At 48.7% G+C, this 18,064-nt stretch carries 13 protein-coding genes; 8 read left to right on the forward strand and 5 right to left on the reverse strand.

The annotated features are described in order from the left end of the window. The 6 genes from ACTHMC_RS10315 to ACTHMC_RS10340 all read left to right on the forward strand — a co-directional run. A partial coding sequence (locus ACTHMC_RS10315; protein ID WP_440413032.1) for a FecR family protein occupies nucleotides 1-1,222 on the forward strand: 1,222 nt, incomplete at its 5' end. A 304-nt stretch (nucleotides 1,223-1,526) separates the two neighbouring features. Next, on the forward strand, nucleotides 1,527-4,970 hold the full coding sequence (locus tag ACTHMC_RS10320) for a SusC/RagA family TonB-linked outer membrane protein (protein WP_440413033.1): 3,444 nt from the start codon (nucleotides 1,527-1,529) through the stop codon (nucleotides 4,968-4,970). 29 nt (nucleotides 4,971-4,999) lie between these two features. Further along, nucleotides 5,000-6,403, forward strand: a complete 1,404-nt coding sequence (locus ACTHMC_RS10325) for a RagB/SusD family nutrient uptake outer membrane protein (RefSeq protein ID WP_440413034.1) — start codon at nucleotides 5,000-5,002, stop codon at nucleotides 6,401-6,403. 130 nt (nucleotides 6,404-6,533) lie between these two features. Continuing rightward, nucleotides 6,534-7,421 carry an ABC transporter ATP-binding protein gene (locus ACTHMC_RS10330; RefSeq protein WP_440413035.1) on the forward strand — a complete coding sequence of 296 codons (888 nt, stop codon included), beginning with the start codon at nucleotides 6,534-6,536 and terminating at the stop codon, nucleotides 7,419-7,421. A 3-nt stretch (nucleotides 7,422-7,424) separates the two neighbouring features. Then, nucleotides 7,425-8,093, forward strand: coding sequence for a hypothetical protein (locus ACTHMC_RS10335; protein ID WP_440413036.1), 669 nt, complete (start codon nucleotides 7,425-7,427; stop codon nucleotides 8,091-8,093). Between the two features lies 1 nt (nucleotide 8,094). Next, complete coding sequence (locus ACTHMC_RS10340) at nucleotides 8,095-9,330, forward strand: DUF4857 domain-containing protein (RefSeq protein ID WP_440413037.1); 1,236 nt, start codon at nucleotides 8,095-8,097, stop codon at nucleotides 9,328-9,330. Between the two features lie 209 nt (nucleotides 9,331-9,539). Here the strand turns inward: ACTHMC_RS10340 and ACTHMC_RS10345 are convergent, their stop codons facing one another. Beyond that, the gene (locus tag ACTHMC_RS10345; protein WP_440413038.1) at nucleotides 9,540-9,821 is read right to left on the reverse strand and encodes a hypothetical protein; all 282 of its coding nucleotides are present in this window, start codon (nucleotides 9,819-9,821) and stop codon (nucleotides 9,540-9,542) included. A 303-nt stretch (nucleotides 9,822-10,124) separates the two neighbouring features. Between ACTHMC_RS10345 and ACTHMC_RS10350 the strand changes: the two genes are divergently transcribed. Beyond that, the gene (locus ACTHMC_RS10350) at nucleotides 10,125-13,106 is read left to right on the forward strand and encodes a DNA polymerase III subunit alpha (protein WP_440413039.1); all 2,982 of its coding nucleotides are present in this window, start codon (nucleotides 10,125-10,127) and stop codon (nucleotides 13,104-13,106) included. 8 nt (nucleotides 13,107-13,114) lie between these two features. Further along, entirely contained in the window at nucleotides 13,115-14,338 is a 1,224-nt protein-coding gene (gene dinB, locus ACTHMC_RS10355; RefSeq protein WP_440413040.1) for a DNA polymerase IV, read from the forward strand. On the opposite strand, the gene ACTHMC_RS10360 is transcribed toward dinB, so the two are convergent. The 4 genes from ACTHMC_RS10360 to ACTHMC_RS10375 form a co-directional block, all read right to left on the reverse strand. Further along, the gene (locus ACTHMC_RS10360; protein WP_440413041.1) at nucleotides 14,295-15,095 is read right to left on the reverse strand and encodes an SOS response-associated peptidase; all 801 of its coding nucleotides are present in this window, start codon (nucleotides 15,093-15,095) and stop codon (nucleotides 14,295-14,297) included. The two genes, dinB and ACTHMC_RS10360, sit on opposite strands and share 44 nt — an antisense overlap. A 26-nt stretch (nucleotides 15,096-15,121) precedes the next feature. Then, nucleotides 15,122-15,361 (reverse strand): hypothetical protein, encoded by a 240-nt coding sequence (locus ACTHMC_RS10365; RefSeq protein WP_440413042.1) that lies wholly within the window; start codon nucleotides 15,359-15,361, stop codon nucleotides 15,122-15,124. A 153-nt stretch (nucleotides 15,362-15,514) separates the two neighbouring features. Further along, the gene (locus ACTHMC_RS10370; protein ID WP_440413043.1) at nucleotides 15,515-17,620 is read right to left on the reverse strand and encodes a tetratricopeptide repeat protein; all 2,106 of its coding nucleotides are present in this window, start codon (nucleotides 17,618-17,620) and stop codon (nucleotides 15,515-15,517) included. Nucleotides 17,621-17,641: 21 nt separating this feature from the next. Next, a partial coding sequence (locus tag ACTHMC_RS10375) for an OmpA family protein (protein WP_440413044.1) occupies nucleotides 17,642-18,064 on the reverse strand: 423 nt, incomplete at its 5' end.

The raw sequence follows: 18,064 nt of genomic DNA on the forward strand, positions 1-18,064 counted from the left end.
CAGGCAAACCAAACAACTTATGCCTACTGGATCAGAAAGATTTCAATACTTATTTTCCCGGTACACCAGCAACAGCTGCACTGAAGCTGAGCTGGAGGAACTCTTCACGCTATTCAGGAATATGCCGGAGGACCAGGTCCATCCTTATATGGATACCTTCTACCACAATATCCAGCCCGGTGAAGCACCGGACACCATCAACTGGGAAGAGCTTTACCAGCGCATCACAAAGGAAGAAGCCAGACCGGCGCCTGTAAAAAGAATATATCATCCGATGAGGAAGGTTGCCGTGGCCGCTTCCATCCTGCTGGTAATACTGGCGGCCCTGTATTACCTGCGCCCGTCTGAGAACACGCCCGGGCCGCAGGCCACCGTTACCCCTGCGGATATCCCTCCGGGCAAGGACCTGGCCGTACTGAAACTGGCAGATGGCAGCCTGGTGGTGCTGGACAGTACCGCCAATGGCAATATCGCAGAACAGGGTGGCGTCCGCATTGTCAAACAGGCAGACGGCACCATCAGTTATGAGCCGCAGAACGGACAGGCCGCCGCCAATTTATTCAATACGCTCAGCACTCCCAAAGGCGGGCAGTACCGCCTTACCCTGCCCGATGGCAGCAAGGTGTGGCTGAATGCAGCTTCCTCCATCCGCTATCCTGCCAGCTTCAATAACCAGGAGCGCCGCGTGGAGATCACCGGTGAAGCCTATTTTGAAGTGGCGAAATTCAGGAACCTGCCCTTTTATGTGAACACCCCGGACGGAGAGATCCGGGTACTGGGCACTCATTTTAACGTAAATGCCTATGCGAATGAACCATCTGTGACTACCACCCTGTTGGAAGGCAGGATCAGTATCACCTCTACCGGTCATGCACAACCGGTACTGTTACATCCCGGGCAGCAGGCCAGTTACCAGTTGCCCGATGGCAAAACACAGCAGTACCTGACCAGTGATATCAGGGTGCAGAAAGTGGATACGGATCCGGTGATCGCCTGGACCCGCAATGCTTTCGTGTTCTCCAATACCAGTCTGGATGCGGCAATGCGCCAGATAGAGCGCTGGTACGATGTGAATATCATCATCAAGGGAGATATCGCCAATGAGGCCATCATGGCCAATCTTTCTCGCGATATTCCCATTTCACGCGTGATGCACAAGCTCAGCCTTACAGGCCATCTCAAATTCAGGATCGATGGAAACACAATTATAGTAACCCGCTAAACTCAACCGACTGCTGATGACTTAAAAAAGAGAAAAAAAGGTAGTCCGTAAAAAACCCGGCAGTATTGCTACTGACGGGTGGAGCGATAAGTGACTGGTACTCACTTCCGCAAATTCGGGCTATCAATTGACAAACCTGTTACAATCGCATTTGAATAACCCAAAACTAAACGAAGTTATGCAATTAACTTGTAAGAATGCGGGCCTGGACCGGCATTCCATTCAATTACCCGGGGCCAGGAAAAGGCCCGGCCAAAACGCCGAAGCAAGCCCATTCCCCCGGTTAAAACAAACACTGCGCATTATGAGGCTGCTTATGTTTTTCATGCTCGCCGGGTTCCTGCAGGTGTCTGCCAGCGGCACCTCCCAGACCGTCACCCTTTCCGTGAAAAAAGCCCCTGCCGAAATGGTGTTCAAAACCATCGAGCAGCAAACCGGGTATACATTCATTATTTTCCGGAAAGACCTGGAAAAAATGGCGCCCGTTACACTCAAACTGAACAATGCGCCCCTGAGAGATGCTCTCGATCTCTTCTTCCAGGAACTGCCCTTCACCTATATGATCGATGATAAGAATATCATCGTCAAAACAAAACAGGAAACTCCTGCTCTCATTCAGCTTTTTCCTTCCTTCATCCAATACTCCGGGATAGTGAACGGTCCGGATAATCAGCACCTCGCCGGTGTAAACATCCAGATCAAAGGCACACAGACCGGAACCGTCACCCAGGCTGATGGCTCCTGGACCCTCCATGCCAATCCCGGAGATATCCTGATCGTGAGCGCTATCGGTTACCAGACCGTGGAAGTAAAACTGGGATCCAACCAGGCGCCGATTGCCATCAAATTGCAGGTAAAAACAAATGTGATGGACACTACCGTTGTAACAGTAGTGAACACCGGGTACCAGAGTTTCACCCGCGAAAGAGCCACCGGCGCTTTCGGATATGTTGGCAGTATCGACCTGGAAAGACAGATCGGCGCAACAGACATCACACAGAAATTCATGATGCTGCCAGGTGTTCAACTGATCAACGGCTCTCCTGTCATCCGCGGCAAAAGCTCACTCAATGCTTCTCAGTCGCCCCTCCTGGTGATCGATGGATTTGCCAGCGAACTCGGCTACAGCAGTATAAATCCGAATGATGTAGAAAGCATTACCGTCCTGCGCGATGCAGCAGCTGCGTCCATCTGGGGAGCACGCGCTTCCAATGGCGTAATAGTGATCACTACCAAACAGGGCAAAAGAGGATCAGGGCCTCCCGCATTTTCCTTCATGTCGTCCATCCAGTTCCAGAACCAGCCGGATATTGCCGCCCTCCGCGTTGCCAATGCAAGCCAGCTGGTGGATGTGGAGCTGGAAGCGCTGGACAAAGGCTGGTACAACCTCACCAACCCCGAGAACAATACAGGCTACTCGAGAGTGTATGAGATCTACCGAAAGAAAAAAGATGGGCTGATCACAGAGGAAGAAGCGAACAGGCAATATGATGTGCTGCGCAACAATGATGCACATGCTCAAAAAAACATCTTCTTCCGTACCGGCGTACTCTCCCAGCAACACCTCTCCGTATCCGGCGCTACCGCCCAGAACCGTTACTATATCTCGCTCAACTACCAGGACAATAAAGGCATATCCCGCAACGACGAATACAAGCGTATGAACCTGCTGGTGAGGAACAGCTACCAGATCATCCCGCAGCTCCGCTTCGATGCAGACCTCAACATCGCTTATTCAAAAGGCAATAACAACGGAGTGAGCGCGTATGATTTCGTCCGCCAGCGCAGGTATGAACCATTTGTAGACGGCGATGGAAATTATGTTCCCGTATACGAGCCCTACCGAACCATCGAACGGAATCAGGACCTGATCAACAAAGGGTATCTCGACTGGAACAATAACCTGAAGCGCGATTTCGACAATTACGACAGGTCGTGGAATAGTTTTGCTCCCCGTATCAATTTCTCTCTCGGTTGGAATGTAACTAAGAATATTTCCTTTGAATCCAAATTCCAGTATGAACGCAATGAAAGACTGGATGATGATTTCCAGAACCTGGAGATCTACAATACAAGGCGCGTGGTGAACGAGTTCACCATCATCGGCACAGACAACAAACCTGTGTTCCAGCTTCCCCGTGGCCCCATCTACAACAAAACCAATACCAGCCTGCAGGCCACCAGCTGGCGCAACCAGGTGAAGTTCGATAAAGAATGGAATGGCTCACAACACCGGGTGAATTTCATCGCCGGCACAGAAGTGAACAGGTCAAGGTCCCTTACACAGAAGGACCGCTATCACAACTACGATAAACAAAGGCTCACATACAGCCAGATAGACGCCACCAGACTGGCAGGCGGTGTGAAAGGATGGAATGGTCAGAACTTCTATTATGCGCCACTCTTTCAACCGGTATTCGAAAGAGAGTCCAGGCAATTCTCCCTGTATGCAAACGGCTCTTACACTTTCGACGACCGTTATATCTTCTCCGCCAGTGGCCGTATCGATAAATCAAATCTCTTCGGAGCCGCCACCAACGACAAAATGACCCCACTCTACAGTGCAGGACTGGCCTGGAATGTGAGCAAGGAGAAATTCTTCCACGCTGACCTGATCAACGACCTGAAACTGCGCGTTACAACAGGACTGAACGGGAATATAGACAGGTCCACCAGCAAAGTACTCGTTGGCGTTCCCCGCACCAATGATTATACTACCGGTGAAGGATACCTGGAAATTGAATTCCCCGAAAACGAAAAGCTCCGCTGGGAAAGCACCCGCAGCACCAATATCGGAGCAGATATCAGTATGTTTGGCCGCCGGCTCGATATCAGTGCAGACTATTACATTAAAAAAAGTTACGACCTGCTGGGATCGGTAGAAGCAGACCCCTCCGTAGGATTCGATAAAGTATACAAGAACACGGCTGAAGTAAGCAACAAAGGCGTTGATATCCGCATCGTTGGAGATATCCTCAGCAAAGGAAACCTGAAATGGACCTCCACCCTCAATCTCTCCTTCAATAAAAATGAAGTGACCAAAGTGTACATTTCCACTCCCACGATGGACACTTACCTCACCGGAGGAAAGAACAGGGAAATGAAAGGGAAGCCCATCGATTATTTCTACAGCTTCAACTGGGCGGGCCTCAATGAGAACGGCGAACCAATGGCGTATGACGATAAGGGAGAAAAGCAACCATGGAGCACTTCCCAAACACCCAAACTGGAATGGCTGAGCTACTCAGGCAGCACTGTTCCCAACCTTTTCGGATCCTTCATGAACGTGATCTCCTGGAAAAACATCAGCCTCACTCCCATCTTCACATACCAGTTCGGCGCAGTGATGAGAACACCTGTTACCTATGTAAGATCAGCCAGCCCTGTACTGGAGGATATTTCCAGGAGATGGCGTAAAGCAGGGGATGAGGATATCACAGAAATTCCACGTCTTTACAGCACTGCCAATGAGCCCTACCAGAGAAGGATGTTCTATGCACTGAACAGCAACAAGGTGGTGAGCGCAGACTTCATCCGCCTCAGCGTGCTCAGCCTGGCGTACAACCTGCCCAAACGCTGGACAGGCAATATCTTCAGGAACGTGCAACTCGCAGGCCAGGCAACCAATGTTTTCATGTGGAAAGCCAATGACCTCGATATCGACCCGGAAGCCATCAGCAGGAACTCAGGAGATCTCAGCCTGCCACCGGTGAAAACATGGACCATCCAACTCAAACTGGATTTCTAATTAATTGGTTACGCTAAAACTGATCTGCAATGAAAAAAATACTCAGCATACTGATGGCAGGCGTTTTGCTCGCAGGGTGCGACAAATACATCGACATCAACGAAAAAGGGAAAGTGATCCCCACTACCGTGCAGGACTTCTATGATATCATGTGCGACTACAATACATTCACCATGGGCTTCTCCAATGCTTTCATGGCCAGCGATGAGATCCATGTATACAAGGATGAGGTCAACCGGATCTTCTTCGGGGCAGACGTGTTCACCAATGCCTACCTGTGGAAAGATTTTATGTATGTGAATGAGCAGGACAATGACCTCGACTGGAACCTGCTGTATAAATCGATCTACAAAGCGAATGTTGTGCTGGATAAGATCGACAAAGCAGTAGGATCGGACGAAGTGCTGCGTAAAAAAGCAAAAGGGGAAGCGCTTGCACAGCGCGCCTATGCCTACTTCATGCTGGTGAACCAGTATGCCCCGCATTACAATCCTGCCAGTTACGACAAGGACCTGGCCGTGCCCCTTTACCTGAAAGCAGATATCAACGCAGCATTGCCTAGAGCCACTGTGAAAGCCGTGTATGAGCAGATCGAAAACGACCTGACCACCGCTCTTCCGTTGCTGCCGAACACTCCTGCCTTCAATTATCATCCCAGTCAGGCCGGCGTAAATGGCCTGCTTGCCAAAATCTATCTCTACCAGGCAAAATATGAGCCCGCAAAACAAAAAGCAGAAGCCGCACTGGCTGCCTACAATTTCCTCTATGATTTCAAAGACTATGATTTCATTCCCGGACTGCCGAAATTCCTCGGCCTTTCAGGATTTGCCAGCCGTGCTATCGACAACAAGGAAGGGCTTTGGCACAAACAGTCCAATAACGGTTTCGTATACATGATCGCCTGTTACATGACAGACGAGCACCGCGCTCTGTACGAGCCCAAAGACCGCAGGCTTTACTTCACGCTCATCGAGGATGCCATCTTCGGTAACAACCTGCATGGCCTCAATATCATGCCGAAAGAACGGTATTTCAAAACAGGCGTTACCACACCGGAACTCTACCTCATGCGCGCAGAATGCAATGCCAGGCTGCAGGAGCCGGGCCTCGCCATCGACGATCTCAACCTGCTCCGCAGCAAGCGGTTCCTACCCGCCGACTTTGTTCCCTTCGACCGTAACAAAACAGATCTGCAGGCACTGGAACTGGTACTGAAAGAGCGCAGGATGGAGCTCTTTACCGATGGCTGGAGATTATTCGATCTCAAACGCCTCAACCTCGATCCCCGCTTCAAACGCGATATCAGCAGGAACTGGGGCGGAGAAACGATCACACTCAAACCGGAGAGCAGGAACTATGTATTCCCTATCCCCAAAAAAGTGATTGCCCTCAACCCGCTTCTCGAGCAAAACCCCAGAGACAACAAGCAGTAATCAACTGATCCCTGTAGTGCGGAACACAGAGCCCGGTTCAACCCGTTTTCAGGACCGGAGGCTCTGCGCCCCACCGCGCTATGCCTGATCAAATCAATAAACACGGGCATTGCCCTTATCAAGCATCGTTATGGAGAATATTGTAGAATGTAAAAACCTTACCCATTACTATGGGAAGAAGCTGGTGTATGAGAACCTCAGCTTCAATATCCGGAGGGGCAGTATCCTCGGATTGCTGGGAAAGAATGGTGCCGGGAAAACCACCACCATCAATATCATCAACGGCTTTCTCACTCCGCGCAGCGGGGAATGCATCATCCTGGGAGAGAATTCGCGGAACCTCTCTCCTGCCGTGAAAGCAAAGATCGGTTTCCTCATAGAGGGGCATATCCAGTATGCTTTCATGAACATTTACCAGATAGAAAAATTCTATTCCGGTTTCTTCCCCCACTGGAAACGCGATGCCTATTTTGAACTGATGGCCAAACTGAAAGTAACCCCAAAACAGAAGATCAGCACCATGAGTTGCGGACAGCGCTCGCAGGTGGCGCTGGGCCTCATTCTGGCACAGGACCCTGATCTGCTGGTGCTGGATGATTTCACCCTGGGACTGGACCCCGGCTATCGCCGCCTCTTTGTGGATTACCTCCGTGAGTATGCGAAAGCAGAGAACAAGACCATCTTCACCACCTCCCATATCATCCAGGATATGGAAAGACTGATCGACGATGTGATGATCATGGATTACAACCGTGTGCTTGCCTATATGCCGCTGGAGCAGTTCATGGGAAGTTTCCGCCAGTTCAACTTCGATACCACAGCACAGCAGGTTGTCTTTGAAAAAGATGGCCCTGTCGTAAATCACGAAAGAGTAAAAAACACGATCGAGCTTTATACCTATAGTACGGAAGACCAGGTGAGATCATACCTGGACTCAATGGGCATTCCCTGCACCAACCTCAGACCGGTTCAAATGAGCCTGGAAGATGCATTTATTGGATTAACCGGAAAATACTAAAACATGATACGTTCAATATTTTATAAAGAGTGGATCAAGATCGGAAGGATCAGCATCCTGCTCACGATTGCAGGCCTGCTTATCATTGCAGGCATCTACCTCACCGTACGGCACGATCTGCTGATGAAAGATGCGGAGATCTACTGGTCGGATATCGTTTACCAGAAATATGTGTACTTCTCCATTTTCAAATTCCTGCCGCTGCTCACGGGATTATTGATCGGGCTCGCGCAGTTCATTCCTGAAACCATCGACAAACGCATCAAGCTCAGCCTCCACCTGCCGATCAATGAAGAAGAGATCGTGCTGAAGATGGTGGGGATCGGCACCACTGTGATATTGCTCATCTTTGCATTGCTCTTTGTTACGATGTATGTATGGGGGCTGGTATACTTCCCTGCAGAGATCCTGAACAAAACAGCCAGCAGCATTTCAGGCTGGTTCCTGTCGGGCATTGCCGCCTACTTCCTGGCCAGCTTCGTGATCCTGGAGCCTATATGGAAATACAGGATACTTTACATCCTTACAGGAGGCGCATTCATCACCCTCTTCTACAAAAGCAACCTGGCAGGCGCTTACCAGCCCGCCCTGCTGCCATTACTCGGCTGCGTGCTGATGGCCAGTATTTCATCACTGTTTTCAATTTACCGATTCAGAAAAGGAGAAATGTAATATGACACCTAAAATAAGCAGATACTTACTGGTAGCGCTTGCTGTAATTACGTTCGCATACGTGCTGCCCGCCATTTACAATACGCTCTTCGATGCAAGGATCAATATGCCTTACACCACTTACAGCACCACTAAAAAAGAATATTACGCGGCAAACTGGGCAGATGGCAAATCCGTGTTCACAGACAGAATGGGAAAACAATACAGTCAGCAGGAATTCCTTGACAATACCGTGATCGAGAATTACTATTTCCATCTTTCCAAAGGCACCTTCCCGGATAGCCTGAACGGACAAAAGCTCTATCCACAACAATTACAGAAAGAAAGTTTCAATGCCTGGGTGGAACCGGAATTACTGAATGTTCCCGATTACGCCATCAACCCGCTCTTTGAATCACAGCCGGAATTCGGGCTGAGCTTCTCCAAAGATTATTTCCGGTTCAACAGCAGGATGGAGTTCATAGACGCCAAATCCAACAAGGTGAATGAATCCAAGAGCCGTCAATTCACGGAGGCGCTCAACAAAGAGGGTTTCAGCTATCCTGCAAAGATCATTGCCGGTATGCCCACCCTGATGAAGAAGCGGGAAGATGGCTGGTTCATTACAGACAGCAAGGAGCAGCTTTTTCACCTGCTGATGGTGAAAGGTGCGCCGGTGATCAGAAAGATCGCGCTGCCATCCGGCATGCAGCTCAGGCATATCATCTGCAATGATTATGATGCCAACGAGTTCTTTGCTATCCTCATCACTACGGACAATCGTCTCTTTGTGCTCAACCGGAAGGATTACAGCACCACGCAAATGCCGGTGGAAGGCTACAATGCAAAGAATATGAGCATGATCATCAGTGGCAACCTCTTCAACAAAACGGTGGCCGTGAAATCAGACAGGGGGTTACAGCTCACTACGTTCAACAGGGAGTACAAAGTGATCGACAAACATTTCATGCCCGTGGCGCAGAAATCTGAAATGGCCATCGGGAAAGTTTCGGCGGCTATCTTCCCTTTTCAATTGTTGCTGAGCTCACCTTATGATTCTTTTATCAGTTTTCATTTGAAAGACAGCGATAGCTGGACCTTTCTTATACTTAACCTGATGCTTGTTATTGCAACAGTGATCCTCATGCGAAAAGAGGGAAAGCAGTTGTCCCGCAGCATCCCGGACCTGGTGATTGTGGCGATTACGGGGATCTTCGGATTTCTGGCAGTGCATATCATTCCCAATAAGCAATACTGATCTCTTTAGTGTGACCTGATTCAGGTTATGTCCTCTGTAGTAGCAAACCGTGTATTCCGGCAATTCTGTGAATGCACGGTTCTTTTTTTGTGTGGGAAGAGATAAAATTTAAAAAGAGCCATCGCTGAGATGATGGCTCTTTGAAAAATGATGATAGTGTTGAATTCGGATAAGGGCAATGCGACATACATTATCGCCAGAAGAGCGGACTATGATTTTCCTGTTTTGCTTTTCTTTTGTTCCATGTACTGACTGAAAGCCAGATCAAGGATAACCTTCTCATCCAATGAAAACAACTTGCTCAGCATGAACAATTCCTGGAGAGTGAACTTCTCGATATGGTTCATCAACGTAGTGAATCTCACATTCTGTGTTCCCATATCGGCAGCAACAATACTCTTGGGAATGATCGTGAACAACTGATTGAAAGTGCTGATGTCACCCTGTTCAACCATTCTTTTTGCGGCAATATATCTTGGATCTTCAACCATAATCAAATTTCATTTGAATTATTACTTATGCGCGTCATTATGGCTATTTATTTTAAGTAGTATTCGTACTTTTTTTGTATCACCTATCTTACCTTTTTTGCGTGGGGATTATCCTTATCTTTTTTTATCAGTAAAATTTGATAGTTTCAAACCCCGCTTCCTTCCTGCATTTCAGATCGCATATTCAACTACTTTGAAATATTTCCGCCGCGTTTTCAAAACAAAAATACTAATTCTTTTAGTAATTATCCAGCTAAAATTATTAGCAATAGTTGTAGGTTTGAAAAAGAAAATCGCTCCCGGATGTATTTGAATTGCAAGACATATTTCAGTTTTCATTATGGCACCTACAGCACGGCAGAACTTGTGGAAACAGGCGCAGAAACCGGGGCTACAGCATTGGCACTCACTAATATAAATACCACCTGTGATGCCTGGGAATTCGTTTCCCGTTGCAAAGAATCAGGTATCAAACCTATCCTGGGTGCGGAAGTCCGCAATGGCGATCAGCTGCTGTATATCTTACTGGCGGCCAGCAATCGCGGCTTCACCTGGATCAATGCGTTCCTGTCCGGACATCTCTCAGCCAGTAAACCTTTTCCTGTGAAGGCCGGACAGGAACCATTCTTCCAGGATCTATGGGACGGTTATGTGATCTATCCATTGGGTAACAAGGCAGTAGAAGAGTTACTGCCCAATGAGCTCATCGGCGTGCTACCGGAAGAAGTGAACAAGCTCTTTGGAATGGCCGCACAGTACAAGGAAAAATTCATCATCCGTCAACCTGTTACCGTACAGAATAAGAAGTACCACAACGTACACCGCCTTCTGCGGGCCGTTGACAAAAATATTGTGCTCTCAAAACTGGAACAGCAGGCTATCTGTGGAACCACGGAACAATTTGTGCCTCCGGCAAAACTGTTTGAAGCATTCATGCAGTACCCGTTCATTGTCACCAATACTTTCCGTCTGATAGATATGTGCAATATCGAAATGGAATCCGGAAAAGACAAGAACAAGAAATTCTTCACAGCCAGCAGGAAAGATGATATGCAACTGCTGCGGAAGCTGGCCTGGGATGGATACCGCATCCGTTATGGTGATAATACAAAGGCCATCGACCGGCTCAACAAGGAATTGCAGGTGATCGAAGATCTCGGTTTCACGGCCTATTTCCTCATCACCTGGGATTTCCTGCGGTATGCATCCGGCAGGGGTTTCTTTCACGTGGGACGCGGCAGCGGCGCCAACTCAATTGTGGCCTACTGTCTCAGGATCACGGATGTGGATCCGCTGGAACTGAATCTTTTCTTTGAACGCTTTCTCAATGCAGAGCGTACATCACCTCCTGATTTCGATATCGATTTCAGCTGGCTCGACCGGGATGAGATCATCGATTATATCTTCAAGCGTTACGGTGAACAACATGTGGCACTGGTAGGCTGCTATGTTACTTTCCAGTACAATGCCGTGGTGCGTGAGCTGGGCAAGGTGTTCGGCCTTCCTTCCAAAGAAATAGATGAGATGGGAGCAAGAGGTTATTATTATGGCGACAGCCGTAAGGAACGTTTCAACAAACCGCAGAGCGATCAGTACCATTCGCTGATCATGCAATACGGCAAGCTGCTCAATAATTTTCCAAGCCATCTCAGCATCCATGCCGGTGGTATGCTGATCAGTGAAGCGCCGATACATTCCTACACTGCCACCTGGATGCCGCCGAAAGGTTTTTCCACCACGCAGATAGACATGCATGTGGCGGAAGATATCGGCCTGTACAAATTCGATGTATTGTCGCAGCGCGGCCTCGGCCATATCAAAGAAACCGTCCGCCTGGTGAAAGAGAACAGGAATATCAGTATCCAGATAGATGAGGTGGAAAAATTCAAGAATGATCCGAAGGTGCAGGACCAGCTGGAGAAGGTGAACACCATCGGATGTTTCTACGTGGAGAGCCCTGCCATGCGGCAGTTGCTCAGCAAGCTCAAATGCCGCGATTATCTCACCCTGGTATCGGCCAGCAGTATCATCAGGCCGGGCGTTGCCAGCAGCGGGATGATGCGTGAATATATAAAACGGTACCATGAACCCGCGTCTGTACAGCATCTTCATCCCCTGATCGGGGAATTGCTGAAGGATACTTTCGGTGTAATGGTATTTCAGGAAGATGTGATCAAGGTGGCGCACTTTTTTGGTGGACTTTCCATGGGTGAAGCGGATGTATTGCGGAGGGCAATGAGTGGCAAATACAGAAGCCATAACCGCTTTGCCCTGATGAAGGAAAAGTTCACTGCCAGTTGCAGGGCGCAGGGATATCCTGATACGCTGAGTGCAGAGGTTTGGCGTCAGATGGAATCCTTTGCCGGGTACAGTTTCTGTAAGGCACACTCCGCCAGTTTTGCAGTAGAGAGCTTCCAGGATCTATACCTGAAGACGTATTATCCTATGGAGTTCATGGTGGGTGTGCTGAATAATTTCGGGGGATTTTATTCACAGGAACTGTACTTCCTGGAACTGCGGAAAACCGGCGCCACCATCCATCTTCCCTGTGTGAACAACAGTGAATACCTGACCACGATACGTGGTACGGACGTGCATACAGGCTTTGTACATCTCAAGGGGCTGGAGCGCCAGCTCATAGAGACTATCATCCTGGACCGCTCGCTGCACGGGCCTTTCGAGCACCTGCAGGACTTCATAGAGCGCACCAGCATCGGGGCAGAGCAACTGAATATACTGGTAAGGGCCGGGGCACTCCGTTTCACCGGCAAAAACAAGAAACGATTGTTGTGGGAATCCAATTTCCTGCAAAAGAAAAATACAGAATCGCATAATGGTCACCGTTTATTCCAGGAAGCACCGCTTCAGTTCCGGTTACCGGAACTGACGGATAATCCTCTGGACGACCTTCACGATGAAATAGAGCTGCTCGGCTTCCCGATGCGTAATCCTTTCGAGCTGGTGGAGCAGGATGGGTCCGCCCTGCTGGCCGGCGATCTTCCGAACTACCTGGGTAAGACGGTGACCATGCAGCTCTATTTCATAGATTATAAAGCGGTACCCACCAAAACACAGGAAGTGATGAGCTTCGGCACCTTCCTGGATGCCAACCTGGATTGGGTGGATACCGTTCACTTCCCGGCTCAGCTCCGCATGTACCCCATGAAAGGAAAAGGTTTTTATCGTATCCGTGGGAAAGTAGTGGAAGATTTTGGCGTGTTCAGCGTGGAAGTTGATCACATGCACAAGATCGGTTACAAAGAAAGACAATACGCAAACCTTTAACCTGTGTTATGTTACTCACCAACGAGCGGCATATTGCCCACCTTGACCTCGATGCATTTTTTGTATCGGTAGAATGTTTGAAAAACAGCTCTCTGAAAGGAAAACCACTGATCGTAGGCGGTAGCAGTGACAGAGGCGTTGTGGCCGCTTGCAGCTATGAAGCCCGTTCTTTCGGCATACACTCAGCCATGCCGATGAAACTCGCCAGAAGACTCTGCCCGCATGCAATCATCCTTCAGGGAGATATGGAATCCTATAGCAATTACTCACGCCTGGTGACCGATATCATCCGCGATACCGTTCCACTTTTTGAGAAGGCTTCCGTAGACGAGTTCTATGCAGACCTAACCGGAATGGATAAATTTTTCGGCTGTAACCTCTTCACCAGAGAGCTCCGGCAGAAAGTGATAAAGGAAAGCGGCCTGCCGGTATCCTATGCACTGGCCAGCAACAAGCTCATCAGCAAAGTGGCAACCAATGAAGTGAAGCCCAACGGACAGATAGAGATCCCTTTTGGAACGGAGAAAACCTATCTTGCCCCGCTCAGTGTTGCCAAGATCCCCGGAGTGGGCAAGGAAACGGCCTTCCTCCTGTTACGCATGGGAGTGGAAACCGTGAAAGTGCTGAGCGAAATTCCCATCGAAATGATGCAGAACCTGCTCGGCAAGAACGGCATCGATCTCTGGCGCCGCGCCAATGGCATAGATGAAACACCTGTAGTGCCCTATCATGAGCAGAAATCGATTTCCACCGAAAGCACTTTCCAGCAAGACACCATCGATGTGGAATACCTTCGCTCCCAACTGGTACGCATGACCGAAAAGATAGCGTTTCAGCTGCGAGAGCAGAACAAGCTTACCGGCTGTGTTACCGTAAAGCTGCGTTACTCCAATTTTGATACCGTTACCAAACAACTCACCATCCCCTACTCGGCAGCGGATCATACACTCCTGAAAACAGCAAAGGAACTATTTGATAAACTCTACGAAAGAAGGATGCTCGTAAGGTTGCTGGGTATCCGCTTCACACACCTGGTGCCGGGCAATTACCAGATCAACCTGTTTGAAGACACACAGGAAATGATCAAACTCTACCAGAGCATCGATCATATCAAGCACCGCTTTGGGGAAGGATTACTGATGCGGGCAAAAGGACTGGAATCACTCCCCTCTGAAATCCGCCACCAACCTACATTTCAACGGGCGCAAGTTCGGGGTATACGAAAGGCGTAGCCGGATCGGACATGGTCCTGAAATCTTTGGCGATAGTACTGGCAGCCATCAGTGTGGTATCGAACTGTGAAGTGGCAATTTTTTTGATCTCTTCTTCATTCAGCTCACCGAACAGCCATTGCCAGGCCAGTTCTTCGGAGAGGATCACCGGCATCCGCATTTTGGAATTATGGATCTGCTGCATCAGCCTGTTGGCAGCAGTAGTTACGATGGCGAAGGTATCCACCGTTTCTCCGGTCTCCTTATCGGTCCAGGGTTGCCAGATGCCCGCCATGAAAAATACTTCTTTGTCAGGCACCACAATATGATAGGGATATTTAACGGTTGTTTTCAGTGGCTTGCCCAGCTTTCCGATGGGATGTACATGTCTCCACTCATAAAAGCCCGAACTGAGCACCAGGCAGCGGCGGTGCAGGGCTGCATCGCGGTACATCTTTCCAGGCATCAGCATTTCCTCTCCCACTGCATTGAGCGTGGTAATGGGTGTATGGAATTTTCCACTGGCATCTTTATAACCATTCCTGAATTTATCCACCGCTTCCCTGTTCTTCAGGTACGGAGGCAGGAAGCCCCATTCCATCTGAGTGACCTCAAAATCTTCTTTTCCTGCAACACGTTTCAGTACGGGCGCCTGTCCGTATTCAAAACCGATGATCAGCGGCTTGTTCAGAAACTCAAGTTTGGCGATAGCCTTTTCCAGTTGTTTGAGGCGGATAAATTCCGAACGCTCCACCTTCACCCCGTTATAGTAACACATGTAATGCGGATTTGACCAGGATAAAATTACACTTTTATCTTTTCTTCTATCAACATACCGATACTGGCCGCCTGCTCCGGTCTTCCTTCAGGGATGGAGGTCCAGAAATAATGCCCCTCCGCGTCCCTGGCCCTTGTAAGGTAGAATACACCCGGCTTCCGCGCATTAGTGATCTTGTACACCACGCTTTTACCAGTGCGCACGCTCTCTACTTTGAGTGTATGCCCGGAGTAAGAGATCTCGAAAGGATTATCCTGTATGGCCATAACACAATTTACAAAAAAATGGAAATGAGGTATCCGCTATAAAAAATGCGCGACTGAAATATCAGCCACGCATTTACTTAACACCTAAAACCGGATATATGAACAAAAGCAGGGATTGGTTTTCAGTTCCAATCAAATACCAGTAAAGACATTTTATTTGAACAATCCTACGGCGCTGGCGATCTTGCTGATGCTGCCATCGTTGAAGGTCCAGCCGGAATTCACACCGAGCGTATATCCGAATTCTCCCTCTACTTTTATCTCTTTCTGAGGTAGCTGGTCTTTGCCGATCCCGCCAGGTAACTCTATTTTCGCTTCTCCTGTGAGTTTCACTTCTCCTTTCACAGCAAGGCCTGCATCGATGATCTTATCGTCTTTATCCCATACTATGTAGAAAGACTGATCAGCACTGGCGCTTACATCACCGGAAAAGATGCCCCATTCTTTGGAGCCTTCAAACTGCAGACCGGCTCCGAGGCTCATCGTTGTTTGTTTGGAGCCTGTGAAATTTTTGGTGGCTTTAAATACAAGGCCTTCACCGGCAGTGAATTCAAATTTTTCACAGTTGAAAACGATCTTGCCGATGATGAATTTCACATCGATATCGATGGGGCAATCCATTTCTTTGGTCTTATCATCTTCAGATTTCGATCTGACGTCCACTGTTTCGTCGTCGCACCGGCCACCTGCACACACATAAGGACTATACGCCAGTTTCTTGAGATCACCCAGGTATTTGGAACATGACTTGAAGAAAGCTGCCCTTGCGAGATTTTTATTGAGCCCGGCAAGATAGCCATAGAAAGAAGAAAAGTCATACTCCCATCGCATGAAGCGCAAATGCTCCTTCTGCCAGTCTTGCCGCGCGGCGGAGATCCTTTCCTGAGATTCATTTCCAAGTGCTACCCGTTTCTGGCATTCCTCCTTACTCAGCCTTGCAATAGCGGCGCAATCAGCACCACGGCCTTCACCACAGTCATATTTACTTTTTTTCTCAGCATATTCATCCGATATCTTTATCAGTTTTTCCTCATACTCGCGGATAAGGCGGTAGTAATTGCTATCTAGTTTTTCCACTCTGCGGCTATGTTCTTCAAACTTACCAGAGGCCAGCTGCATACCTATATCCATAAGTTTACGCATGGCAGCTATATTTACCGGGCTCCCAACGGCAGGTATCGTGGTCATGGGTACTCCTGATTTCAGAGAAGCCATGAGCTGGTTCTGTATCTTTTTGTTCTGCGCGTCCAGCAATTTATCACCCTGTTCCTTTTCTGAAAAACCCAGGTTAGCGTAGGCCATTTCCATCTTTTCTACAAAACGCACAAAATCCTCATGCTGCTGTTTGATATAGGGAGCATCAGCCGGACCGGTACATTGTTTGGGCAACTGGTATTTGAATTCATCGAAATAAGGCATATTTATGGGAGAACCCAGAGGCGGCAGTTTCGCATAATAATTTCCGTTAGTCATTTCGCTCAAACCCTGGATCGCTTCCAGGTTATGTGCTCCTTTTAGTGACTCCTGAAAATGTTTAATAGCCTCTGTTTTATTACCCCGAAGCTTTTCGATCTGACCTGCCGTGTTACGGGCTTCGGGGTGTTGTGGAGATTTCCTGAATACGCGGGCGAAATACTTCATGGCGGTATCCAGCTCACCCACGCCGGCATAGGCCTGACCGAGATTATTGAGCACCATGGGGTTTTCAGGGTATCTGCTGGCAAGTGTGCGCAATACAGGCAGGGCATGCCTTGCCGCACCTCCAAGGTTGAGCAGCGCCCCAAGATTATTGAGCAGCAGCGGATCTTCCGGTTTTTTGATACCTGCCTGCAACATCATCAGCACAGCTTCATGCTGTGAGCCATTGCACCAGTAGGCAAGACCTGAAATTCCCAGCTTGTCTGCATCTCCACCAAGTGTTTGCGCTGCTTTCTGCGCAGCCTGAACGGCGCTCAGCGGCATCTTTGTTTTGTAAGCGGTATAGAGGTTCTGCAGGTAACTGCTCATGCCGGCACTGTTCATGGGTTTGGCAGACAGACTGGCCATCAGTGCAGGATTCCTGGCGGGAAACTTCTTAGGCTTTCTCTCTTCCGCTTCTTCCTCTTCCATCATTTTCTTCATCCTGGGATCGGCCTGCACTTTTTCTGCCATCTTTTCTGCACGCCGGATCATTTCCTCCAGTTCTTTTTCCGACATATTTTCCTGGGCAAAAGTGCTGCCCGTAAGCAGCACCATTGCGAGTAACACAAAGTATTTCATGGCTATACTGATACTTTGAAATTATAACTTGATGAATTCAACACGGCGGTTCTGTGCCTGCCCCTCTTTTGTTTTATTATCTCCCACTGGCTGTGTCTCTCCTTTTCCTTCCGTCTGAATCCTTGATTCATCTATTTTATGATCCTTTACCAGTGCATCTTTAATAGCTGCTGCACGTTTTTTAGAGAGCTCCAGGTTGGCGGCATCATCGCCATCGCTGCTGGTATGACCAACGATTTTGATCTTCACCCCTTCATTTTCATTCATCACTATGGCGATCTCTTTCAATACGCTGTTGGATTCAGGTCTGATGGTAGCGCTGTTCAGGTCAAAGAGTATACCGGTAGTGGAGAACTTTCCTTCTTCGAGCAGTTTATGCCTGCTGTCAGGAAGACCGGTGGCTACTTTGATATTGGAGATATAAATTCCAAAATTACTTTCGTT

Source organism: Pseudobacter sp. (assembly GCF_051955275.1).
In the GTDB taxonomy this organism is placed as follows: Bacteria; Bacteroidota; Bacteroidia; order Chitinophagales; family Chitinophagaceae; genus Pseudobacter.